The sequence below is a fragment of the Actinomadura vinacea genome, from assembly GCF_039532545.1.
Taxonomy (GTDB): Bacteria; Actinomycetota; Actinomycetes; order Streptosporangiales; family Streptosporangiaceae; genus Spirillospora; species Spirillospora vinacea.
On the sequence record NZ_BAAARW010000039.1, the window covers coordinates 282,434 to 305,191 of the forward strand.

At 72.7% G+C, this 22,758-nt stretch carries 20 protein-coding genes; 10 read left to right on the plus strand and 10 right to left on the minus strand.

The features are described 5' to 3' along the window. Window positions 1-57 precede the first annotated feature (57 nt). The 5 genes from ABD340_RS42550 to ABD340_RS42570 form a co-directional block, all read right to left on the minus strand. The gene (locus ABD340_RS42550; RefSeq protein ID WP_344597187.1) at window positions 58-1,197 is read right to left on the minus strand and encodes a sugar phosphate isomerase/epimerase family protein; all 1,140 of its coding nucleotides are present in this window, start codon (window positions 1,195-1,197) and stop codon (window positions 58-60) included. 136 nt (window positions 1,198-1,333) lie between these two features. After that, on the minus strand, window positions 1,334-2,509 hold the full coding sequence (locus ABD340_RS42555) for an ROK family protein (RefSeq protein ID WP_344597189.1): 1,176 nt from the start codon (window positions 2,507-2,509) through the stop codon (window positions 1,334-1,336). Window positions 2,510-2,800: 291 nt separating this feature from the next. Then, a complete protein-coding gene (locus ABD340_RS42560; protein WP_344597191.1) occupies window positions 2,801-3,481 on the minus strand; it encodes a CBS domain-containing protein in 681 nt (226 codons plus the stop codon). Between the two features lie 164 nt (window positions 3,482-3,645). Beyond that, entirely contained in the window at window positions 3,646-5,046 is a 1,401-nt protein-coding gene (locus ABD340_RS42565) for a GntP family permease (RefSeq protein WP_344597192.1), read from the minus strand. Window positions 5,047-5,110: 64 nt separating this feature from the next. Then, window positions 5,111-5,656 (minus strand): gluconokinase, encoded by a 546-nt coding sequence (locus tag ABD340_RS42570; protein ID WP_344597193.1) that lies wholly within the window; start codon window positions 5,654-5,656, stop codon window positions 5,111-5,113. Window positions 5,657-5,793: 137 nt separating this feature from the next. Here ABD340_RS42570 and ABD340_RS42575 point away from each other — a divergent pair, with 137 nt between their 5' ends. The 4 genes from ABD340_RS42575 (at window position 5,794) to ABD340_RS42590 (ending at window position 9,747) form a co-directional block, all read left to right on the plus strand. Further along, window positions 5,794-6,504, plus strand: coding sequence for a FadR/GntR family transcriptional regulator (locus ABD340_RS42575; RefSeq protein ID WP_344597194.1), 711 nt, complete (start codon window positions 5,794-5,796; stop codon window positions 6,502-6,504). A gap of 115 nt (window positions 6,505-6,619) precedes the next feature. Further along, window positions 6,620-7,603: a hypothetical protein gene (locus ABD340_RS42580; RefSeq protein ID WP_344597196.1), complete on the plus strand. Its 984-nt coding sequence runs from the start codon at window positions 6,620-6,622 to the stop codon at window positions 7,601-7,603. Window positions 7,604-7,675: 72 nt separating this feature from the next. Further along, complete coding sequence (locus ABD340_RS42585) at window positions 7,676-8,875, plus strand: type III PLP-dependent enzyme (protein WP_344597197.1); 1,200 nt, start codon at window positions 7,676-7,678, stop codon at window positions 8,873-8,875. Then, window positions 8,872-9,747 (plus strand): spermidine synthase, encoded by an 876-nt coding sequence (locus tag ABD340_RS42590; RefSeq protein WP_344597199.1) that lies wholly within the window; start codon window positions 8,872-8,874, stop codon window positions 9,745-9,747. The genes ABD340_RS42585 and ABD340_RS42590 overlap by 4 nt, the downstream gene beginning before the upstream one ends. Before the next feature lie 193 nt (window positions 9,748-9,940). On the opposite strand, the gene ABD340_RS42595 is transcribed toward ABD340_RS42590, so the two are convergent. Beyond that, window positions 9,941-10,126, minus strand: coding sequence for a hypothetical protein (locus tag ABD340_RS42595; protein WP_344597201.1), 186 nt, complete (start codon window positions 10,124-10,126; stop codon window positions 9,941-9,943). An 89-nt stretch (window positions 10,127-10,215) separates the two neighbouring features. Continuing rightward, window positions 10,216-11,016 (minus strand): SDR family NAD(P)-dependent oxidoreductase, encoded by an 801-nt coding sequence (locus tag ABD340_RS42600; protein ID WP_344597202.1) that lies wholly within the window; start codon window positions 11,014-11,016, stop codon window positions 10,216-10,218. A gap of 103 nt (window positions 11,017-11,119) precedes the next feature. On the opposite strand from ABD340_RS42600, the gene ABD340_RS42605 reads away from it, so the two are divergent. Beyond that, window positions 11,120-11,722 (plus strand): TetR/AcrR family transcriptional regulator, encoded by a 603-nt coding sequence (locus ABD340_RS42605; protein ID WP_344597204.1) that lies wholly within the window; start codon window positions 11,120-11,122, stop codon window positions 11,720-11,722. Between the two features lie 23 nt (window positions 11,723-11,745). On the opposite strand, the gene ABD340_RS42610 is transcribed toward ABD340_RS42605, so the two are convergent. Both ABD340_RS42610 and ABD340_RS42615 read right to left on the minus strand, forming a co-directional pair. Next, window positions 11,746-13,455, minus strand: a complete 1,710-nt coding sequence (locus ABD340_RS42610) for an alkaline phosphatase family protein (RefSeq protein WP_344597205.1) — start codon at window positions 13,453-13,455, stop codon at window positions 11,746-11,748. A 50-nt stretch (window positions 13,456-13,505) separates the two neighbouring features. Further along, the gene (locus ABD340_RS42615) at window positions 13,506-15,242 is read right to left on the minus strand and encodes an ArnT family glycosyltransferase (protein WP_344597207.1); all 1,737 of its coding nucleotides are present in this window, start codon (window positions 15,240-15,242) and stop codon (window positions 13,506-13,508) included. A 202-nt stretch (window positions 15,243-15,444) separates the two neighbouring features. On the opposite strand from ABD340_RS42615, the gene ABD340_RS42620 reads away from it, so the two are divergent. Together ABD340_RS42620 and ABD340_RS42625 are read left to right on the plus strand one after the other, a co-directional pair. Continuing rightward, window positions 15,445-16,848 carry a glycoside hydrolase family 1 protein gene (locus tag ABD340_RS42620; RefSeq protein ID WP_344597209.1) on the plus strand — a complete coding sequence of 468 codons (1,404 nt, stop codon included), beginning with the start codon at window positions 15,445-15,447 and terminating at the stop codon, window positions 16,846-16,848. Between the two features lie 94 nt (window positions 16,849-16,942). After that, a complete protein-coding gene (locus tag ABD340_RS42625) occupies window positions 16,943-17,368 on the plus strand; it encodes a hypothetical protein (RefSeq protein WP_344597210.1) in 426 nt (141 codons plus the stop codon). Between the two features lie 30 nt (window positions 17,369-17,398). Here ABD340_RS42625 and ABD340_RS42630 read toward each other — a convergent pair whose 3' ends face one another. Continuing rightward, window positions 17,399-17,983, minus strand: a complete 585-nt coding sequence (locus ABD340_RS42630) for a TIGR03086 family metal-binding protein (protein WP_344597212.1) — start codon at window positions 17,981-17,983, stop codon at window positions 17,399-17,401. Between the two features lie 66 nt (window positions 17,984-18,049). Here ABD340_RS42630 and ABD340_RS42635 point away from each other — a divergent pair, with 66 nt between their 5' ends. The 3 genes from ABD340_RS42635 (at window position 18,050) to ABD340_RS42645 (ending at window position 22,748) form a co-directional block, all read left to right on the plus strand. After that, window positions 18,050-18,844 carry a DUF6597 domain-containing transcriptional factor gene (locus ABD340_RS42635; RefSeq protein WP_344597214.1) on the plus strand — a complete coding sequence of 265 codons (795 nt, stop codon included), beginning with the start codon at window positions 18,050-18,052 and terminating at the stop codon, window positions 18,842-18,844. A 125-nt stretch (window positions 18,845-18,969) separates the two neighbouring features. Beyond that, window positions 18,970-20,622: a Scr1 family TA system antitoxin-like transcriptional regulator gene (locus tag ABD340_RS42640; protein ID WP_344597215.1), complete on the plus strand. Its 1,653-nt coding sequence runs from the start codon at window positions 18,970-18,972 to the stop codon at window positions 20,620-20,622. Beyond that, on the plus strand, window positions 20,619-22,748 hold the full coding sequence (locus tag ABD340_RS42645) for an ATP-binding protein (RefSeq protein WP_344597217.1): 2,130 nt from the start codon (window positions 20,619-20,621) through the stop codon (window positions 22,746-22,748). The genes ABD340_RS42640 and ABD340_RS42645 overlap by 4 nt, the downstream gene beginning before the upstream one ends. Window positions 22,749-22,758: the final 10 nt, after the last annotated feature.

The following is a 22,758-nucleotide window of genomic DNA, read 5'->3' on the forward strand; positions in this document are numbered from 1 at the left end:
CGGTCTTGCGACGGACCGGGGTCAGGCGCGGAGCGGGCGCGCGGGGGGCGGACATCTTCAGGCGCGCAGCGCGGACATGTTGTCGTAGCTCAGATCGGCGAATTCGAGGGACTGGCCCGGGTTCGCGGTGCCGCCCGGCGCGTTGTCCTGCTCGTACATGGGGTAGTGGTGCCCGCTCTTCAGCGCCCGGAAGAACGCGGTGTAGTCGATGTCGCCGGTCCCGAACGGGACCATGTCGTACCCGTTGGCGCTGCCGGCGTTGATCTTGCCGTCCTTGGCGTGGAACAGCGGGAAGCGCCGCTCCTGCGGCTTGACCACGGCGATGGGGTCGAAGACGTCGGTCTGGACGGACCCGTCGGGCGCGGTGAAGGTCTTGAACTTGTGCTGGGCCACGTGCGCCCAGAAGATGTCCATCTCCAGGAAGACGTAGCGCGGGTCGGTGATCGTGAGGAAGTACTCCAGCCTGCGGATGCCCGACGACCGGGTCGGCCTGCCCTGCGCGTCCGGCGGGCCGCTGTCGAGCAGGAAGTCGTAGGCGGCGTCGTGGTTGTGGGTGTAGAGCTTGGTCCCGCCCGCCGCCTTGGCGATGGTGCCGAGCTGGAGCCACTTGTCGGCCGCCACGTCCCAGTCGGCCTTGTACGGGCTGGAGGTGGGGTCGGCGCCGGTGCCCATGTGGTCCAGGCCGAGGATGTTGGCGATCTCCAGCGTCCGCTTGAACCGGTCGAGGTCGCTCTGCGTCAGCGGCCAGGACGCGGGGATGAAGCCGTGGTTGCCCTCGGCCCGCAGCCCGTTGTCGTCCAGCCACCGGCGCAGCAGCCTGGCGCCCTCGACGGTCTCCAGGTCGGCCCCGCCCTCGGCGTTGGCATGCTGCCGGAAGCCGGCGAACTCGACCCGTTCGAAGCCGATGTCGCTGAGCGCCTCGAGCACCTTGCGGAAGCCGGACGGAAGGCCGGTGGTCAGCGGATCGCGGGAGATCGCGTCGCGGACGGTGTAGAGGATGATGCCGCGCTTGCTCTTGCGGATCAGCGGTCCGCCGTCCGCGGCGGCCCGTCCGGGCGGTGCCGGGATCGCCGCCGCGGCCGCGATCCCGGTGGTGGCCGCGAGCAGCTGGCGGCGGCTCAGCCCGAGCCTGCGGCCGAGCGCGTCATCCTGGGGGTCGCCGGGCGGCTGAGACCGGGGTGGTTGAGAGGAGGCCACGCACGTATCCCTTCCTGGGGAACGCGTGCGCCGACCGCGTCGCGACGAACCGATCTCCGCCCCGTCCGGCGTGCCACCGCCGTCCGGCTCGGATCGCCCACATTGTCATACGGGGCCGTTGCGGGGTCAATGGTCCTCAACCGGCCACGGTGCGGTCGATGGTGTCGGGCGCGAGCACGTGCTCGACCACCATGACGGCGGCGCCGATGACGCCGGCCCGGTCGCCCAGCTCGCTGGCGCGGATGCTCAGATGCTGGGTGGCCAGCGGCAGCGAGCGGCTGTAGATGACCTCCCGCACGCCCGCCAGCACGTGCTCGCCGGCCTCGGCGATGTCACCGCCGATGATGATGACCGACGGGTTGAAGAAGTTCACGATCGAGGCCATCACGCCCCCGACCTCGCGCCCGGCCTGCCGGATGAGCTGCGCGGCCCTGGTGTTGCCGGCGCGCATGAGCGCCACCACGTCGCGGCTGCCCCGCGCCTCGATGCCCTCGGCGCGCAGCGCCGCCGCCATCGCCGCGCCGCCGGCGACCGCCTCCACGCAGCCCACGTTGCCGCACCGGCACAGCACGTCCGAGCCGGCCAGGCGGATGTGGCCGACGTCGCCGGCGGCGCCCTGCGCGCCGCGGTGCAGCCGGCGGTCGGAGACGATCCCGCAGCCGATCCCGGTGCCGATCTTGATGAAGATCATGTGGTCGACCTCCGGCCGCGCGGCCCAGTGCTCGCCGAGCGCCATGATGTTCACGTCGTTGTCGGCCAGGACCGGCGCGCCGAGCCGCTCGCCGAGCCACTCGGGGACGGGGAAGCCGTCCCAGCCCGGCATGATCGGCGGGTTCACCGGCTGCCCGGAGGTGTGCTCGACCGGCCCCGGCAGGCCGACGCCGACACCGCACACCTGCGCCGGATCGCGCCCGGTCTGGGCGAGCATGTCCTGGAAGGCGGTCACCAGCCAGCCGAGCGTGGCCTCGGGCCCCTGGTCTATGGGCAGCTCGAAGGCCCGCTCCTCCAGCACGGTCATGCCCAGGTCGATGAGGGCCAGGCGGGCGTGGGTGGCGCCGAGATCGGCCGCCAGCACGACCCGGACGCTCTCGTTGAAGGCGAACGCCGCGGCCGGCCGCCCGCCCGAGGAGATCGCGTCCTCGGTGGCCACCACCCAGCGGTGGTGCATCAGCGCGTCCAGCCGCTGCGACACCGTGGATCTGGCCAGCCCGGTGAGCTGGACGAGCTCGGCGCGGGTCCGGGCCTGCCCGTCCCGGAGGATCGTCAGGAGCGCTCCCGCCCCCACGTTCTGGCTGCTGGCTTCACCTGGCATACGCCCCACTTTATTACGATCATCGGCGGACTTTCGTTGACAGGAATCATAAGTCGTGCCTATGTTCCCAGAACAGGCTGGAATTATTGGACCCACTGGCCTCGTCCATCCCCCTAGCCCCCGCCGCTAGACCCCGCCGCCCGGCGGGTTCGGTCCGGTTCCCACTCCGTCGTCGCGCCGAGACGCGGGGATCCGGGGAGTGCCACCCTGTCCGAATCCGCCGGGCGGTGAGACCGCGCGCCCGGACCCGTCGCCGGCCGGCGCGGGCCGCCGGGCCGGCCGCCGGCGTGATCACATGTACGGGTAGTGCCGCGTGACGAGGTCGTCGGTGTCCCATTGCAGCTCGGCGCGCGCGGACACGACCCCTTCGACGCGGCGGATCTCGTGCATCAGCGCCGGGATGCGCGAGCGGAGGTCGACCGTGCCGCGCACCTGGGCCCGGCCCTGCTCGACGGTGATGTCGAGGCCGGCCGGATCCGGCCCGATGCGGCGGCCGGCGATCTCGGCGACGATGTCGCGCGCGATCTCCTCGTCCGGACGCTCGTACACGCGGAGCAGGTCTGACCGGGTCACGACGCCGGCCAGCGCGCCCGTCTCCGGGTCGATCACGGGCAGCCGGCCGACCCGGTGCCGGCGCATCTCCCGCGCGGCGTCCCGCACGGTGGCGTCCGGCGCGATCGTGTGCACGGGCGAGGTCATCAGTTCGGCGGCGGTCGCGGCCGCCGTCTTGCGCCATTCCCGGTGCCGCCGCCGGGTGGCGAACATGTGCTCCTCCTCCGCGGCCGTGGGATCGGCCTCCTTCATGAGCAGGTCTTCGGCGGAGACGATCCCCGCGACCCGGCCCTCGGGACCGAGCACCGGGACCGCGTGCACGCGGTTGCGGTGGAGCACTTCCACGATCTCTTTGAACGAGGCCGGCTCGTCGACGGTCACCACGTCGGTGGTCATGACCGCCTCGACGGTGGTCTCCATGAGGCCCTCCTTCGGATGGGTGCGCCGGCGCCCGGCCGGGACGACCCGCACGGGTCCTGCCCCGGCCGAGCGCGGCGTCACTTCCATCCTGCGCCGCGACCACCCCGTCCGACCAGGGGAGACGCCCTTGGAAGGAGCGCGGAAGGACGGGGGCGCGGCCGGCCTCACATGATCAGGCTGAGCGCGAGCACGAACACCAGGCCGCAGACCGAGATCACGGTCTCCATCAGTGACCAGGTCTTGATGTTCTGCCCGACGCTCAGCCCGAAGTACTCCTTGACCATCCAGAAGCCCGCGTCGTTGACGTGCGAGAAGAACAGCGAGCCGGCGCCGATGGCCAGGACCAGCAGCGAGGTCTCGCCGGTGTCCAGCGTGCCGACCAGCGGCGCCAGGATGCCGGAGGCGGTGACGGTGGCGACCGTCGCCGACCCGGTGGCCAGCCGGATGAGCACGGCGACCACCCAGGCGAGCAGGAGCACCGACAGCCCGCTGTCGTCGACCCAGTCCGCGACGAGCTTGCCGATCCCGGTGTCGATCAGGGTCTGCTTGAACCCGCCGCCGGCCGCCACGATGAGCAGGATCCCGGCGATCGGCGGCAGCGACCGCTCCAGCGAGGTGGCGACCGCCTGCCGGTCCATGCCGGAGCCGCGGCCGAAGGTGAACATCGCGACGACGACCGCGATGAGCAGCGCCACGATCGGCGTGCCCAGGTTGTCCAGGACGGTCCGGACGCCGTTGCCCTCCTCGGCGAAGATGTCGGCGAGGGCCTTGCCCATCATCAGCACGACCGGCAGCAGCACGGTGGCCAGGGTGACGGCGAACGAGGGGCGCCGGGCGGGTGCCGCCGCGGTGCCGCCGTCGGCGGCCTTCTCGCCCTCCGGCGCGGTGACGTACAGGCTCGGCGCCGGGACGTCCACCCAGCGCGCCGCGTACTTGGCGAACAGCGGGCCGGCGATCGCGATGGTCGGCACCGCGACCAGCACGCCGAGACCGAGGGTGACGCCGAGGTCGGCCTTCACCGCGTCGATCGCGACCAGCGGCCCGGGATGGGGCGGCACGAGCCCGTGCATGGCCGACAGCCCGGCCAGGGCCGGGATGCCGATCTTGATCAGCGAGAGCCCGGAGCGCCGCGCGACCAGGAAGATCACCGGCATCAGCAGGACCAGCCCGATCTCGAAGAACATCGGCAGCCCGATCAGCGCCCCGACCAGGGCCATCGCCCACGGCAGCGAGCGCGGGCCGGAGCGCCCGACGATGGTGTCGACGATCTGGTCCGCGCCGCCGGAGTCGGCCAGCAGCTTGCCGAACATGGCGCCGAGCGCGATGAGGGCGCCGACGCTCGCCGCGGTGCTGCCGAAGCCCTTGCCGAAGCTCTCGACGGTGTCGGCCATCGGCAGCCCGGCGATGGCGCCGACCAGGAGCGAGCCGACGGTCAGGCTCAGGAACGGGTGCACCTTGAAAAAGGTGATCAGTGCGACGATCAGCGCGATGCCGGCGAGCGCCGCCGGTACGAGCCGGCCGCTCGAGGCGCCCTGCTGCGCCGCCTCCAGCGCGAAGAGATGCATGGCTCATCCTCCTGGGGTTCTCCGGACGCGGACTCCGGATGCGGGGGTGGGGGTGGGGGTGGGGCTACCGCCGGGACGGGGTCCGCGAGGCCGCGGCGAGGTAGGACGCGACGAGCGTCTCGACGGGGGAGTCGAGGTCGAGCACGATCCCGTGCTCGTCCGGTTCGAGTGGTTCCAATGCCTGGAACTGGGAGGTCACGAGCGAGGCCGGCATGAAGTGGTCCGGCCGGGCCGCCACCCGCCGCCGGACGGCCTCGGGGTCGCCGTGCAGGTGCACGAAGGACACCGCCGGGGTCCGCTCCCGGATCAGGTCGCGGTAGCGCCGTCTGAGGGCGGAGCAGGCGACCACGCCGCCGCCGGCCCGGTGCTCGGCGAGCCAGGTGCCGATCGCCCGCAGCCAGGGCAGCCGGTCGGCGTCGTCGAGCGGGATCCCGGCCGACATCTTGGCGATGTTGGCCGGGCCGTGGAAGTCGTCGGCGTCCGCGTACGGCACCCGCAGCCGCCGGCTCAGCGCCGTCCCGAAGGTCGTCTTGCCGGAGCCCGTCACCCCCATGACGACGAGCAGGGGCGGAGCCGCGGGGGGCTGCGGCGGAGGCCCGGGAGCGTTCATCGAATCCGACCTTTCACCTGATATTTGCCGCAGTGTGGCACGTATCATCAGCCTTTAACAAGATGTCGAGAGCAAAGATCAGATCTTTTGCCTCTGGATCTGCTCTCACCTGGGCACTCATGTGATGATTGGGCACCATGGCGGACAACGACCGGGCCGGACTCCACGGCAGCGTCCTCGATCAGCTCGGTGTGCTGATCACCTCCGCCCGGCTGCGGCCGGGCGAGGTGCTGCGGATCGAGCAGCTGGAGTCCCGCTTCGGGGTGTCCCGCTCGGTGGTCCGCGAGGCGATCCGGGTCCTGGAGTCGATGGGGATGGTGACCAGCCGTCGCCGGGTCGGCATCACGGTCGCGCCGCGCGCGGGCTGGAACCTGTTCGACCCGCGCATCATCGCCTGGCGCCTGGACGGCGCGGGCCGCGACGAGCAGCTGCGGTCGCTCAGCGAGCTGCGCCGCGGCATCGAGCCGGTGGCCGCGGCGCTGGCCGCCGTCCGCGCGACGCCCGCGCAGTGCGGCGCCCTCACCGGCGCGGTCATGGAGATGTCGGTGCACGGCAGGTCCGGCGACCTGGAGGCCTACCTGGCCGCCGACATCCTCTTCCACCGGACCCTGCTGGAGGCGTCCGGCAACGAGATGCTCGGTGCGCTCAGCAACGTGGTCGCCGCCGTCCTGACCGGCCGGACGCACCACCACCTGATGCCCGCCCGTCCCGAACCCTTCGCGATCCGCTGGCACGCCGAGGTGGCCCAGGCCGTCCAGGCCGGCGACGCCGAGGCGGCCGAGCGCGCCATGCGCGACATCGTCGAAGAAGCCACCCAGGCCATGCTGGACCCCTCCCCACCCGCCTGATCCGCGGGCGCCGCCTCCCCCGCACGAGGGAGCGGGGCCACCTTCGGGCGGGAGGCGGCGCGCCGGTGAGCGGCGCAGTCTCTAGGGCATGATCTCAAGCGCGTCCACTTCGACGATGCCCGCGCCGCCCGGCCGCGGCCGCCCGAGCGCGGTGCGCCTCGCGGTCTGCTACGCGACGATCGCCGCCTGCGTGCCGTACATCGTCCTGAAGCTGGCCTGGCTCTCCGGAAGCACGATCGGCTGGAACGACGAAGAAATGGCCGAAGGGGCCGCGATCTACGCGGCCAACGCGATCACGATGGGCATGGACGCGGTCGCCGTCCTGGTGGCCCTGGCCTTCACCCACCCCTGGGGACGGCGCCTGCCCGCCTGGCTGGTGATCGTCCCGATCTGGGTCGGCACCGGGCTGCTCGCGCCGATCGTCCTGGGCCTGCCGCCGGGCCTGGTGATCCAGACGATCAGCGGCGGTCCGGCCCCGGCCACCGCGGACCAGGGCGGGCTCCAGAGCTGGGTGTACGTCATCGTCTACACCGGTTTCGTCCTTCAAGGGCTCGGGCTCCTGACCGCCTTCGTCCTGTACGCGCGCGACAGGTGGGCGGGCCTGCTCACCGCACGCACCCGCGACCTGCCCGCCGGCGCGACCCATGCCGCGCAGAGCTTCCTCGCGCTCGCGGCCTCGCTGCCCGCGCTCGGCTACGCCGCCGTGAATCTCTACTGGGGTCTCGGAGGCACCGCGGGGCTGCCTCCGGGGAGCCTGGACCGGACGGTGGTCCAGCAGACGGTCACGGTGGTGTGGGGCCTGCTCGCCCTGGCCGGAGCGGCCGGGACGCTCGCGCTGGTCCATGGCCGCGGCGGCGCGGGCCGCACCGGCCGGCTATGGGTTCCGCTGAGCGCCGCCTGGCTCGGCAGCGGCGCGACGTTCACCTTCGCGCTCGCCTCGCTCCTGGGGACGCTGGCGCAGCCGGGCGCCCTCGCGGCGGACAGGTCTCCGGCGGCCGACCTCACCCTGCTGAGCGGCCTGCTCGGAGGGCTCGTCCTCGGCCTGACGGGCGCGTTCTTCCTCACGGAGGCCGGCGGCGGCAGCAAACCCGGGCCATAGCGGTGCCCGCGACGCGGCAAGATGTAGCGGCCGTTCCATCTCGCCGGCGGCCGGTGCGACCTGGGGAGGATCATGACGGACGAGACCGGCGGGCACGCCCGCATCAGGCGCTTCCTCGACGAGCACGCGCCCGCGAGCCCGTGCCTGGTCATCGATCTGGAAACGGTGCGGGACCGCTACCGGGCACTGGCCGGCTCCTGGCCCGAAGCCGATCTTCTCTACGCGGTCAAGGCCAATCCCGCGCCCGAGGTGGTCGGGCTGCTCGCCCGTTCGGGAGCCGGGTTCGACGTCGCGAGTCCGGGCGAGGTCGCTCTGTGCCTGGCGGAGGGCGCGCGGCCGGAGTCGCTCTCCTACGGCAACACGATCAAGAAGAGGGCCGACATCGAGTACGCCCATTCGATGGGCGTCAGGACGTTCACGACCGACAGCCTCCAGGACCTGGAGAACATCGCCGCCGCCGCACCGGGCTCCTCGGTGTTCTGCCGGATCCTCCTCGAGGACACCGGCGCGCTGACCCCGTTCCGAGGGAAGTTCGGCTGCTCACCGGAGACGGCCGTGCGGCTCCTCCAGCGCGCCGCCGAGCTCGGCCTGAGGGCGGGCGGGGTGTCCTTCCACGTCGGCTCCCAGCAGCTGGACCCCCGGGCATGGGACGCGGGGATCGCCGAGGCGGCCACCGTGACCGCGAAACTGGCCGCCGCCGGCACGGTGCTCGACGCACTGAACATCGGCGGCGGCCTGCCCGGCCGCTACACGCAGCGGACGCCGCCGCTGCGGGACTACGTCGCGGCCATCGCAGAGTCGATCGACCGGCACTTCGGCCCGATGGGCGCGGACGCCGGAACGCCGCGCCTGGTCCTCGAGCCGGGACGGTTCATCGTCGGCGACGCCGGCCTCCTCCAGACCGAGGTCGTCCTCGTCGCGGACCGGGGCCCGGCGGACGGGCGGCGCTGGGTCTACCTCGACGTCGGCCGCTACAACGGCCTGGCCGAGGCCGAGGGCGAGGCCATCACCTACCGGATCGCCTCGCCGGACAAGGACGGCCCGCCGGGCCCGGTGATCCTGGCCGGGCCGACCTGCGACGGCGACGACATCATCTACCAGCGGAACGTCTACCACCTGCCGACGGACCTGGGCCCCGGCGACCGTCTGCACATTCTCAACGCCGGCGCCTACACCGCGAGCTACTCCTCCGTGGGCTTCAACGGATTCCCGCCGCTGCCGACCCATTGCATCGACCACCGAACCGACACGGGATTGCGAGGAAGCGTTTGATCGGGTCAGAGAACTCCGGGTACATCGAGGAACCTCTGGGCGACGGGCTGAAACGGGTCTGGCGGCTGGATGAGGTGCTCTGGGCGGGCGACACCGCCTTCCAGCACGTCGTCATCGCCAAGACCGCGCAGGGCGTCACCCTGTTCTGCGGGAACGACCGGCAGAGCAGCGAGTTCAGCCAGCTCGTCTACCACGAGGCCCTGCTGGTGCCCGCCCTGCTGCTCGCCGACCGCGTCGAGTCGGTGCTGGTCATCGGCTCCAGCGAGGGCGTGGTCAGCCAGATGGCCCGCACCGCCGGGGCCGCCAGGATCGACCACGTGGACATCGACCGCGAGGCCGTCGAACTGTGCGCCCGCCTGCTCCCGTACGGCTACACGCCCGAGGAACTCGACCGGGCCGAGCGCCACGACGGCCCGGTACGGATGCACTACGCCGACGGCTGGGAGTTCGTCGCGTCGAAGGCCGGCGCCGCCGCGTACGACATCGTCCTGGTCGACCTGCCCGACGAGGGAGACGACGAGAACGAACAGCACAACCGGCTCTACGGCGTCGAATTCCTGAGAATGTGCCGGTCGGTCCTCGCGCCCGGCGGGGTGGCGGTTTCGCAGGCCGGTTGCGCCACGCTCTGGCGCAACACGACCCTCGTCCGGTCGTGGAAACGCTTCGCGGAGACCTTTCCCACTGTCGCCTATTTCGGGTCGGACGAGCACGAGTGGTCGTTCCTTTTCGGCAGGGCCGACGAGATCGCCGATCCGCTCGCCGTGATGACCGGGCGGCTGGAGCGCTGCGCCTACCGGCCCGTCTCCATCGACGCCGCGGCGCTGACCGGCTGCTCGGTGCCCCCGTACAGCGTCCGGCACGCCGGCCGGTAGGCGGCCTACCCGGCGGTCTACTCGGTGGCCTGCCCGGTGCCGGGACGGGCCGCGAGTGCCGTGGCCAGGGCGGCACGCCGATCAGCACCACCCGGTTCTCCGGCGCGGCGCCCGTCCCCGCCGCCGCGTCCGCGGGAGGGGGCCTGGGCCGCGTTCCCGCAACGGCCGTGCCCGAGCACCGCCGGATCGCGGCTCAGTACTGGCGGCGGAGCGTCCAGAAGAGCCAGTTCGCGGAGGCGGTGCTGGAGGCCACGTCCCAGCCCTGCCCGCCGAGGTCGTTGAGGATCGCGACGACCTCGTTGTAGCCGCCGGTGTACATCCGTTCGTCCCCGCCCGGCAGCGTGAGCCGCAGGGAGTCCTGATCCCAGAGCCATTCCATGGTGGCGAACTCATAGGTATTGATCGCTACCCCCTGCTTCGGTCGGCCGCCAGGGAGGCTAACACGACCGCGAACGGGCGGTTCGGGCATCAAGGGATCGCGGGGGTGAGGTCGTCGGCGACCTCCCTGGTGACCCGCCGCCCGATCAGCGCGATGAGCTTGCGGGGGCGCCTGGGCATCAGGTGCGCGAGGCCGATGTTGCCGCGGCCGGGCACCACGTAGCCGCGGTCGCGTTCGAGAGCGCGCAGCGCCGCGGTGACGACCTGCCCCGGGGTGCTCATCTTGGCCCCGATGGCGGCCTTGCGCGAGCCGATCGCGTCGAAGAACGGGGTGTCGACCGGGCCTGGGGCGACGGTCAGCACCTTCACGCCCGACCCGCGCAGCTCGCTCCACAGGGCGAGACCGAAGTTGAGGACGAAGGTCTTGGACGCGGCATATGTCGCGAAGTAGGGGGAGATGGTGAACCCCGCGGTGGACCCGATGTTGACGACCGCGCCGGAGCCCCGGGCGAGCATGCCGGGCAGCAGCGCGTGGGTGAGGTCCACCAGGGCGACGACGTTGACCATCAGCTCGTCGTGCTCGCGCTCGGCGGCGATGCGCTCGAAGCGCCCCGCCGTCCCGAACCCGGCGCTGTTGACGAGCAGGTCGACGGCGAGTCCGCGGGCGGCGAGTTCCCCGGCCACCAGGGCGCCCGCGTCGGGCGCCGCCAGGTCCTGGCCGATGACCTCGGCCCGCACGCCGTGGCGCGCGGTCAGCTCGTCGGCCAGCGCGTCGAGCCTGGGCCGGGTGCGCGCGACGAGCACCAGGTCATGTCCGGTGCCGGCGAGCCGGCGGGCGAACTCGGCGCCGATCCCGGAGGACGCGCCGGTCACCAGAGCGGTCTTGGCCATGTTCAAGCCCTTTCTGCATCGAAAAAGCTTCAAGTAGAGCGATAACTAAAACAAACTGTAGCAGATCTGAGTGGATACGGATCAGTGCTGTAGTCTGCCCTCCATGACTGCGACGAGCGGTAGACGCCTGCGCGCGGACGCCGAGCGCAGCGTCCGCGCGATCATCACGGCCGCCGAGCGGCTGCTCGGGGCGCACCCGGCGGCCACGATGGAGCAGATCGCCGAGGCCGCCGGGGTCGCCAGGACGACCGTCCACCGCAGGTTCGCCAGCCGCGAGGCGCTGATCGAGGCCATGGAGACCACCGCGTGGCGGGAGATCGCCGGCGCCGTCGGCGCCGCGCGGCCGCACACCGCCCCGCCGCTGGTCGCGCTGCACCAGGCCACCGCCAACATCCTCCAGATCAAGCGGGACTGGCGCTTCACGCTGGCCCGCCCGGTGCCGCTCGCCGCGGAGGCGCAGGCCGTGCAGGCCGACGTCATGGCCGAGTGCGAACTGGTCTTCACCCGGGCCAAGGAGTCGGGGATCCTCCCCGGCGACGCGGACGTGACCTGGATCCGGCGCGCCTACCTCGCGCTCCTGGCCGAAACGGCGCACGGGGCATCGTCAGGGCACGACGCCTCGACGCCGGCCGGCACTCCCGACGACCCGGACGCGCTGTCCTCCAGGCTGATCGAGACGCTCCTGTACGGCGTCGCGAACCGCTGACCCGGCGCGGGCAGGTCCGGAGGTCAGGAGAAGGCGCTCAGGAAGCGGTCGCGGAAGGTGTGCATCGGCCAGACCGGGGCCTTCGGGCCGGGCTTGAGGCCGTCCTGCCAGCCCCATCCGGAGATCCGGTCCAGGACGGCCGGGTCGCGGGCGACGATGGTGATCGGGACGTCCCGGCCCGCGCCGTCGCCGGTGATGAGCGGGGTGGGCTGGTGGTCGCCGAGGAAGACGAGCACGAGGTCGTCGTCGCCGTACTTCTCCATGTAGGAGATGAGGGAGCCCAGCGTGTACTCGATGGAACGCCGGTACTCGGTGCGGACCCGGCCGCGGTCGGGCCACGGCGGCATGCCGGCGCCGGGTGCGCCGTTGTAGACCGAGCCGTCCCCGATCCTGTCCCAGTCGACGAGCCGGGAGACCGACGCCCAGGGCGCGTGGCTGGAGACCAGCGGGATCTCCGCCATGACCGGGGCACGGTCGCGCCTGGCGCGCTCCAGCCGCTCGAAGGCCGCGAGGGTGTACTGGTCGGGCATGGTGGCGAAGCTGAAGCGCGGGCCGCGGTACCCCAGCTGACGGGAATCGTAGACCTGGTCGAAGCCGAAGAACCTCCCCTCCGGCCAGGCCCTGGTGACGCCCGGCATGAGGCCGACGGTGCGCCAGTCCGCCCGGTTGAAGGCCCGGTTGAGCGTCAGGCGGTCGCTGCCGACGAGGCTGTGGTAGCGCTGCTGGTTGTCGATCCACAGACCGGACAGCAGCGTGGCATGGGCCAGCCAGCTGCCCCCGCCCGCGGTCGGCGAGGTGAGCCAGCCGCTGCGGGAGGCGAACCCGGCCTCGCGCAGCCGGCGGCCGCCGTCGTCCAGGAGCGCGCCGACCTGCGGCGCGTACCGCGGGTCCTCGACCGCGTCGCGCCCGTAGCTCTCGACGAAGGCCAGCAGCACGTCCTTGCCGCGCAGCCCGCCCAGCAGGTCCTTGCCCGGGGTGTCGCGGAAGGCGTCCACGGCGGCCTGCGCGGCGAACGTCTTCCGGTCCCGCAGGCCCGCGCGCACGTCGAGCACACGGTCGTGGGCGAGGGACGCCGCGCCGGTGGAGGCGACCGGCGTGTCCGGGACGATCTGCACGCCCAGGGCCGCGCACATGCCCCAGACCACCCCGAGCACCGACGCCGTCCCGGCCGTCGCCCCGCCGTGCCGGACCGCCGCGCGGGTCAGGCGCAGGACCGACGCCGCCATGAGGACGACCAGGCCGGCGGCGAGCACCACGGCCGCGACCGCGGCGGCGACCGCCCCGGCCCCGCCGATCGATCCGCCGAGGAACTCCACCGCGGCCCCGATCGAGATCCAGTCGAGCACCGGGTCGAACGGCCGGGCGAGGACCGCGGAGAAGCCGAGGTCCATGATCTTCAGGACGGTCAGCAGGCCCAGTGCGCCCCCGGCCAGGATCGCCGGCACCCGCCTCGCCCGCGGCGGCAGCGCGAGGAGCAGGACGACGCCGAGCACGCCCTCCAGCGGGATGCGCACGAACGCGCCGGGCGTGAGGTGCTCCGCCTCGTCCGGCGCGACGAGGGCGGACAGCACCAGCACACCGGCGAGCACGGTGATCGTCCGTGCCACGATGGGACGCCTTCGCCACGGGCCGCGGCCGGGCGCATCCGTCCCGCCGCCGCTGTCGTCGGCGTCGCCGCCGTCGCCGTCGACGTCCTGGGCAGGCGGTCGATCAAAGCGCGGCGGGGCGTTCACAAGGGGAGTCTGCCAGCACGGCGACCCCATCGTGCCCCGAACACGCGGGGTCAGCCCCTGCGGAAGATCGTGATCGAGTGCCCCACCGTGCCGATCCGCTCGCTGCCGTCGATCAGCCGGGCCAGCCTTCCCCCGGCCTTGGCGATCGAGGTGTCGGACACCACCAGCAGCCCCTTGACCTGGCCGGGCGGCACCTTGAGCGGGTCGGAGGCGCGGATGCCGTAGTACGACGGCACGCCGCTGCCCTTGTAGACGAGCCAGACCTTCTCGCCGGGATGGCGTTCCCGGAGCCGGTCGGCGAGCCGTCCCAGATCCTGGCCCCAGTCCACGTTGGAGTCGTGCAAACGCAGATGGGTCTTCGACGGCCCGCCGAAGGCCTCGTTGGAGTACGGCAGGTAGTACGGGAACGTGCGCAGCGAGCTGGCCGCGACGAAGGCGAGCAGCGCCGCCGCGGCGACGGGCGTCCACCGCCACCGCCGACGCAGCGCGAGCACACCGGCCGCGGCCACGGCCAGGAAGAGCGGAACGAAGACGGCGTACCGGGTGCCGAAGTCGCGGGACCCGTTCATGGCCACGGCCAGCAGCACACCCGGCGCCAGGAGCACGTACGGCGCCGCGGCGCGCAACCGCCGCACGCTCACCATCGCGGCGGCACCCGCGGCCCACAGGGCCAGCATCCCGAGCGGGGTCTTCACCAGCAGCGCGACCGGCTGGTAGTACCAAAGCGAACCCTGGTAATGGCGGCCGAACAGGAACCCGCCCCAGACCCGGTCCTCCATGCCGAACTGGACGCGCATCCCGTCCCGGAACGGCTCGGGGAACGGCAGCCAGCCGACCGCGAGCCCGCGCAGGCCGTCGACGGCGGGCACGGTCTGAGGCGTGACCCAGCGCAACCGCGGGTCGACGGCCAGGTAGCTCGCCCACACCACGACGACCGCGACCAGCGCCACCCCGGCCGCCGCCGCCACGCTGAGGACGGCGATCCGCGCCTTGCCAGGGCGCGGGCCGGAAGCGTCCGCACCGGATTCGCCCGCCGGGTCGCCGGGAGCACGGACGGCCGACCAGGCCGACAGCAGGGCCAGGAGCAGCAGCACCGGAACGGCCGCCAGCATGCTCATCTTCGTGGCAAGGGCCGCCCCGAGCGCCGCCCCGGCCAGAGGAAGGTACAGCAGGGGACGGCGGCGGGCCCGCCACAGCAGCCACGCCGACGTCAGCAGCAGCCCCGCGGAGAGAACGTCGAGGGTGGCCAGCGAGCCGTGCGCGATGACGTCGGGCGAAAGGGTGTACAGGGCGAGCGCCGCCAGCCCTCCGGCCCTGCCGGTGAGGTCGGTGGCGAACGCCAGGACCACCAGGCCGAACAGCAGCGTCAGCACGATCATCGGCAGCCGCGCCATCAGCATCACCCGGCCGGCGTCGTTGCCCCACTCGTACAGCACGCGCCGTCCGAGCTCCTCCTGGGTGCCGGTGAACCCCGGGGCGAGGTGGACGTCGGTGAGCGCCAGACCGGCCCCGATGACCAGCTTGCCCAGCGGAGGGTGCTCGGGGTTGTAGCGCAGGCTGTGCTGCTCCATGTAGGACGCCGCCGCGCCCACGTACACCGGCTCGTCGATGGTCGGGGTCTGCTGGACGGCGGTCGTGAGCATCGCGGCCGCCATCTGGGCGAGGAGCGCTAGGGCGACCAAGGGGAGCAGCCAGCGCCGGTGCCGCCGCAGCGTCGCCAAGCGGTCCGGCCCTTCCGCGGTGCTCGGCGCCTGGGGCGGGCTGGACACGGCAGGCGGCGACATCATCACCCTCCTTCCCGCCGCGAGCAGCGCGGCGGGCCTCGTCGCGGCGGATCGATGCCCGATCACAGGATGATCGCAGGCGGAGGGCGCGGCTGTGGCCGGGCCGGCGCGAACACGTCGGACCCGGCACCCGGACTGAGGGTTGAGACGCCGTCCAGGATAGGGCCCGTGGCTTATCCCGCGGTGTCGGTTAGTGTGTGACGTTGTGACCGCCGAAGAGCGGCTGCCCCGCTTCCCCGAGGGCTTCCTCTGGGGGACGGCCACGGCGGCGTACCAGATCGAAGGGGCGGTGACGGCGGACGGCCGCGGCCCGAGCATCTGGGACGCCTTCTGCGCCGAGCCCGGCCGCGTCAAGAACGGCGACACCGGAGCGGTCGCCTGCGACCACTACCACCGCTGGCCCGAGGACGTCGCGCTGATGGCCGGCCTCGGCGTGAACGCCTACCGGTTCTCGGTCGCCTGGCCGCGGATCCAGCCCGCGGGCCGGGGCCGCGCCAACCCCAAGGGCCTGGACTTCTACGAGCGCCTCGTCGACGCGCTCACCGAACGGGGCATCGCTCCCGCGCTCACGCTCTACCACTGGGACCTCCCGCAGGCGCTCCAGGACGGCGGCGGCTGGATGAACCGCGACACCGCCCACCGCTTCGCCGACTACGCCGCTCTCGTCGCCGACCGGCTGGGCGACCGGGTGGCGGTCTGGATCACCCTGAACGAGCCGTTCGTCCACATGACCGAGGGCTACGGCCTCGGCACCCACGCGCCGGGGCAGGCCCTGCTCCTGGACGCCCTCCCGGCCGCGCACCACCTCCTCCTCGGCCACGGGCTCGCCGTGCCCGTGCTGCGGGAACGGGTCTCCGGCCAGGTGGCGATCACCAACAACTACAGCCCCGTCCGCGCGGCCGGCGGTTCGGCGGGCGACCGGGCCGCCGCGGACGCCCTCGACGCACTGCAGAACCGGCTGTTCACCGACCCGCTCCTCCTGGGCGCCTACCCGGACCTGTCGGCCTTCGGGATCGGCCCCGGGCTCCCGTTCGTCCGGGACGGCGACCTCCGGGTCATCTCGGCGCCCCCCGACCGTCTCGGCGTCAACTACTACAGCCCGACGATGGTCGCCGCGCCGGGCGCCGGGTCCCGGGCCGGCGGCGGGCCGTCGGTGCTGAGCGAGGTGGGGGAGCGGCTCGAATCCGCCGCGCTGCCCTTCGAGGACGTCCCGATCGAGGGATGCCCGGTCACCGCGTTCGGCTGGCCGGTCGTCCCCGACGGCCTGCGGGAACTGCTGCTGTACCTGCGCGACCGGTACGGGGACGCGCTGCCCCCGATCCTGATCACCGAGAACGGCTGCTCCCAGCGGGACGAGGCGGGCCGTCCCGACCGGGAGCGGATCGAGTTCCTGGACGGCCACCTGCGCGCGGTGCACCGGGCCATGGAGGCCGGCGTGGACGTCCGCGGCTATTTCGTCTGGTCGCTGCTGGACAACTTCGAGTGGGCCGAGGGCTACGACCAGCGGTTCGGCCTCGTCCACGTCGACTTCGCCACCCGGGAACGCACCCCCAAGGCGTCCTACCACTGGTTCCGGGAGCAGCTGCGGGCGCAGCGGGACCGATCCTGACCGCGGCGGAGGGCGCCCTTGGGGCCCGCTCGTTACATGCCCGGCGGCGTCGGGTATGGCCGCAGCAAGATCCGATCGAGGGGGCGGGGGCCCGATGCGCAGAAAGATCGAACTCCGGCGAGTGCCGCCACGGCTGGCGGCCGGGGCGCTCATCCTGGACCAGGGGCTGTTGATACGCGGCGCGGACGAGCAGACCGCCGCGCGGCTCCATGGCATGGCCGCGAACGTGTATCCGTTCTTCGGCAAGCTGCCCCCGAAGAAGTTCGCCCGGCTGCTGTCCGGCGGCGAGATCGCGCTCGGTGCCGCGCTGATACTGCCCGGCGTCCCGGCGGCCCTGGCCGGGGCAGGACTGACGGCGTTCGCGGCCGGCCTGGTCGGCATGTACCTGCGCACGCCGGGGATGCGCAGACCGGGAAGCCTGGGCCCTACCCAGGAAGGCACCCTGCTGGCCAAGGACGTGGTGTTGCTGGGCATGGGGCTCGGCCTCGTCATCGACGGGACGGCGCGCAAACGCGACTGACCGGACCTGACCTCCTAAGGCTGCGCTCCGTCAGGCCTGCCGTTCCCAGCCCGGGTCGCGGCCGGAGGCGGCGAGGGCCCGGTGGAAGGCCGGGGCGTTCGCCGCCACGGCGACCGGGTCGGCGAAGCCGTCGTATTGCCGGTACATCTCCGCGTGCTCCTCGACGACGCCCAGCAGGAACCCGCCGACCTCCGCCGAGACGCGGAACTCCTGTCCGGTGGCCTTGGCGACGTCCCAGCCGTGGACGGCCAACTCCGTGATCAGCTGTGCGGCGACCTTGGGCGCGGGCTCGGCCGCGAACCCCAGGTCGATCTCGCCCTCCCACGCGGCCGGGTCGGCCCAGGCCGCCACCGCGCGGTCGAGCTGTGCGGCGTACTCCTGCGGCCACGCCTCGTCCGCGGTGAAGTCGCGCTCGGCGAGCGCCTCGGGAAGCTGCTTGCGCAGCGCCCGGTGCTCCAGCCCGTGGGAGGTATAGAGCACCCAGTGGTTCACGAGCGCCCGAAGGTCGAACTCCCCGCACGGGGTCGGGTCGTCCAGCCGCTCTTGGGGGACGCCGCGGGCGATCCGGGCGGCCTCGGCAGCGCATTCCTTCATGTGGGTGTGCAGATCGTTCACCCGAGCAACGCTAGGGAGGCCGCGGCGGCGGCTTCTTGGAGAATCGCGCCAAGTACGCTGGCCCATGTGGGGGATCTTGGACGCGGCGTGCTCCATCCGCACGAACAGGCCGCCTTCGTCGACGTGAACCGCCGAGCCCCGAGCCCGGCCGTCGCGCGCTTCGTGCAGTACTACTGGCACGTCCGCTGGAACACCCCCGAGCCGTACGAGACCAAGGTGCTCACCCATCCGAACGTCCACCTCGTCTTCGAGGCGCCGGCGCCGCTGGTCTACGGGGTCGACCGCAGCCTGTTCGCCCGCCGGCTCGAGGGCCGGGGGCAGGTCCTCGGGGTGAAGTTCCGTCCCGGCTGCTTCCGGCCGTTCACGGCGGAGCCCGTCATCGGGCTGGCCGACCGCCGGTTCCCGGCCGCGGACTTCTTCGGCCCCGCGGTCGAAGAGGTCTCCGCGGCCGTTCTCGAGAGCGGCGACCTGACCGCGATGGTCGACCTGGCCGAGCGGTTCCTGCTGCCCCGCCTGCCCGCCCCGGACCCGGTCGCCGAGCAGGTCGCGGCCATGGTCGAGCGCGTCACCGCCGACCCGGTCCTGTTCCGCGTCGATCAGGCCGCCGCGCTGCTGAACGTCTCCGTACGCACGCTCCAGCGGCTCTTCGCCGAGTACGTCGGGGCGGGTCCCAAATGGGTGCTGCGCCGGGCCCGCCTCCACGAGGCGGCCACCCGCGCCGACCAGGGCGTCCCCATCGACTGGGCCGCCCTGGCCGACGACCTGGGCTACTGCGACCAGGCCCACCTGACCCGCGATTTCACCGCCGTGGTCGGGACGCCTCCGGCCAAGTACGCGCACAGCCGCCGCGCTCGCGCTTAGCGGGCGCGTACGATCGGCACTATCCGGCCAAACGCCCTTGAAATCGGAGCAGGGCTGGCACACTGCCTGCTGTGCCGTGGACACGGTGCGTCCGGCGATAGCGGCGCCAAGACAGGGAGGGCAGTGTGGCCGTCGATGACTCCGCGCCGGGCTCGACGGTGCGCCGTCTGGTGCTGGGCGCACAGCTGCGGCGGCTGCGCGAGGCGTGCGGCATCAGCCGCGACGATGCCGGTTACGCCATCCGGTCGTCCGGATCCAAGATCAGCCGGTTGGAGCTGGGGCGCGTCGGCTTCAAGGAGCGCGACGTCGCCGACCTGCTCACCCTGTACGGGGTCACCGAGAGCGGCGCCCGGGAGACGATGCTGCGCTGGGCCAGGGAGAGCAACATCCCCGGCTGGTGGCACCGGCACGGCGACGTGCTGCCGAACTGGTTCCAGACCTATCTCGGCCTGGAAGAGGCGGCCTCCCTCGTCCGGACCTACGAGATCCAGTTCGTCCCCGGCCTGGTGCAGACGCCGGGTTACGCGCGCGCGGTCTTCTTACTGGGGCATCCGGAGGCGGACGAGGAGGAGATCGAACGCCGGGTCGGCCTGCGCATGCGGCGCCAGCGGCGGCTGTGGGGCCCGGACCCGCTCCGGCTCTGGATGGTGATCGACGAGGCGGCGCTGCGGCGTCCGCTCGGCGGCCCGGAGGTCATGCGGGACCAGCTGGAACACCTTCTCGCCCTGTCCCGCCGGCCGAACGTGATCATCCAGGTCATGCCGTTCCGGTTCGGCGGTCACCCCGCCGAAGCCGGCGCCTTCACCATCATGCGGTTCCCCGACCCCGAGGTGCCCGACGCGGTCTACCTGGAGAACCTCGTCGGCGCGGCCTACCTGGAGCGGATCGACGACATCGAGCTGCACCTCCGCGTGATGGAGCGGCTGTCGGTCGAGAGCGCGTCCCCGGAGGAGACCCGGGAGATCCTCATGGAGGTGCGCGACTCGTTCGACCGGCCGGCGGAGCCTCCGTCCCATGCGGAGGCGAGCCAGGTGCGGACGGTGCGCCGCCGCCTGAAGCCGGCCGCCGGCGCGCGGCTGGGAGGCGACGCCACGGCGATCGTCGACACCCCGTTCGGCGTCCGGGTGCTCTCCGCCGACGCCCTGGCCAAAGGACGGAAAGGGGAGCGGGCGGCCGAGGCCGTGCTCGCCGCGTTCCGGGAGCTGGCGCCGCACGAGCCGAGGCTCTCGGGGCTGGCCGAGCGGCTGCACGGCGCGCTGGCCCGTCCGGACACCGCCGAGGACGCCGTCGCCGCGCTTCTGATGACGGTCCGCGCGGACGGCGGCCGTACGGAGATGGTGTGCTGCGGTCATCCGCCACCGCTGCTGCTGCGCGAGGGACGGGTCTCCACCGTGGAGCCGCTGCCGGTGATGCCGCCGCTCGGCCTGCTGGACCTGGACGGCTGGAACGAGGCGATGAGCGTCCCGTTCGCCCCCGGGGACCTGCTCCTGATCTGCACGAACGGGGTGACCCAGGCGCGTGACGCGCAGGGCGCGGCCTTTCCGCTCGCCGAACGGCTGGCCGAGCGCGCGGGCGCGGACCCGGACACGATCGTGGACACCCTCGGCGCCGAACTGCTCCAACACGTGTCGGGCCTCCTGGACGACGAGGCCGGCGTGCTCCTGCTGCGTTGCGAAACCGAAACCGGAGCCGGAACCGATGCCGCGGCCGACGCCGACGACGCGGTCGGCCCGCGTTCCCTGTCCGCCCTCGAGAGCGACGAAACGAGGCGAGCATGACCGAATTCATGACCCGGCGGCTCGGTGACCTGCCGCCCGAGACGACCGGTTTCGTGGGACGGGGCCGTGAGCTGGCCGAGCTCACGGACCTGTGCCGGCGTTCCCCGCTGGTGACGGTGACCGGCGTCGGCGGCGTCGGCAAGACCAGGATCGCGCTGCGCGCCGCGCGCGAGCTGGCCGGGGAGTTCCCCGACGGCGCGTGGCTCGTCGAGCTGGCCGGTCTGCGCGACGGCGCGCTGCTGGGACACGCGGTCGGCAGGGCGCTGCGGATCGTGGACAACACCTCCCGTCCCCGGCTGGACGTCGTCGCCGAGCACCTGGCCGACAAGCGGCTGCTGCTCGTCCTGGACACCTGCGAGCACCTCACCGACGCCTGCGCGCTGATGGTGAAGATCCTGCTGGACGCCGCGCCCGGAGTGCGCGTGCTGGTCACCAGCAGGCAGCCGCTCATGGTGCGGGGGGAGCGGGTCCTGACGGTCGAGCCGCTGGTCACCTCTCCCGTGCCCGGGGGCGGCGCGCTCCGGACGGACGCGATGAGGCTGTTCGAGCAGCGCGCCTCGGCCGTCGTGCCGGGCTTCTCCGTCACCGAACCGAACGCGGAGACCGTGGCCCGGCTGTGCCGCCTGCTGGAGGGGCTCCCGCTGGCCATCGAACTCGCCGCGGGGCAGCTCCGCACCCTGTCGCTGGAGCAGGTGGCGAGCCGGCTGGACGACCGGTTCCGCCTGCTGGTGGACGACGGCCAGGAGACGCCGTCCCGCCATCAGGCGCTGCGGACCACGGTCGGGTGGAGCCACGAGCTGTGCGCCCCGCGCGAGCGGCTGCTGTGGGCCCGCCTGTCGGTCTTCCCCGACGACTTCGACACGAGCGCGGTCGAGCATGTCTGCGGCGACGACGTCCTGCCCATGAACGCCGTGCCCCAGCTCCTGGACGCCCTGGTCGACAAGTCGATCCTGCTGCGGAACGACCGCGGCGGCTCCACGCGCTACCGGCTGCTGGACACCCTGCGCGAGTACGGGGCCGAATGGCTGCGCGAGCTGGGCGAGCAGGAGCTCCTGGGGCGGCGGCACCGGGACTGGTACCTGCGGCTCGCCGAATGGGGCGAACAGCATTGGTTCGGCTCCGTCCAAACGGAGGTGTTCCAGCGCCTGCACAAGGAACACGTGAACGTGGTCGCCGCACTGGGGTACTGCCTCACCACCCCCGGCCAGGCGCGCACCGGCCTGCACATGGCCGCGTCAATGTGGTTCTACTGGGTCGGGTGCGGATTCCTCAGCGAGGGTCGTTACTGGCTGGACCGTGCTCTGTCGCTCGACCCGGAGCCGAGCGGCACGAGGGCCAAGGCGCTGTGGGTCAACGGCTATGTCGCCATCAAGCAGGGGGACAGCAGCGGCGCGGTGACGAACCTGGAGGAGAGCCAGGCCGAGGCCATGGAGCTCGACGACCGGACGGCCCTGGCCAACGCCGTCCACCGGCTCGGCTGCGTCGCCCTGGTCAACGACGAGCACGCGCTCGCGGAAGTCCTGTTCAAGGAGACGCTCGAACACTACGAGGCGCTCGGCGAGCTGAACACCAGCGTCATCATGGCCCGCGTCGAGTTCGCGATGAACACCGCCTTCCAAGGGGATCTGGCGACCGCGGCCGGCATGTGCGAGCAGGTCCACGCCATCTGCGAGCAGCACGACGAGCAATGGGTCAAGGCCTACGCCCTCTACGTGATGGCGTTCGCGGCCCTGACCGCGGGACGCATGGACGAGGCCATGGCCCGGGCCCGCGAAGGCGTGCGGCTCAGCCATGCCTTCCACGACCTGGTGTGCACCGTGCTGTCCGTCGAGCTGCTCGCGTTCATTCAGCTCATGGGCGGAAACGGCCGGGACGCCGCCGCGCTGCAGGGTGCCGCCGGCCGGATCTGGCGCACCGTGGGGCTCCCGCTGTTCGGGTCGGTGTACTTCAACGGGCCGCACCACCAGTGCGAGACGCAGGCCCGGGAGTCCCTGGGCGACCGCGAGTACGAGGCCCTCTACCAGGCGGCCGCCCGGCTCGGGTTCGACGAGGCGGTCGCCTTCGCGCTGGGGGACCTGCCCCGGCCCGAGCCCACCGCGGAACCGTCCGGCGCCGCCCGCCGGTGAGCGGCACGCC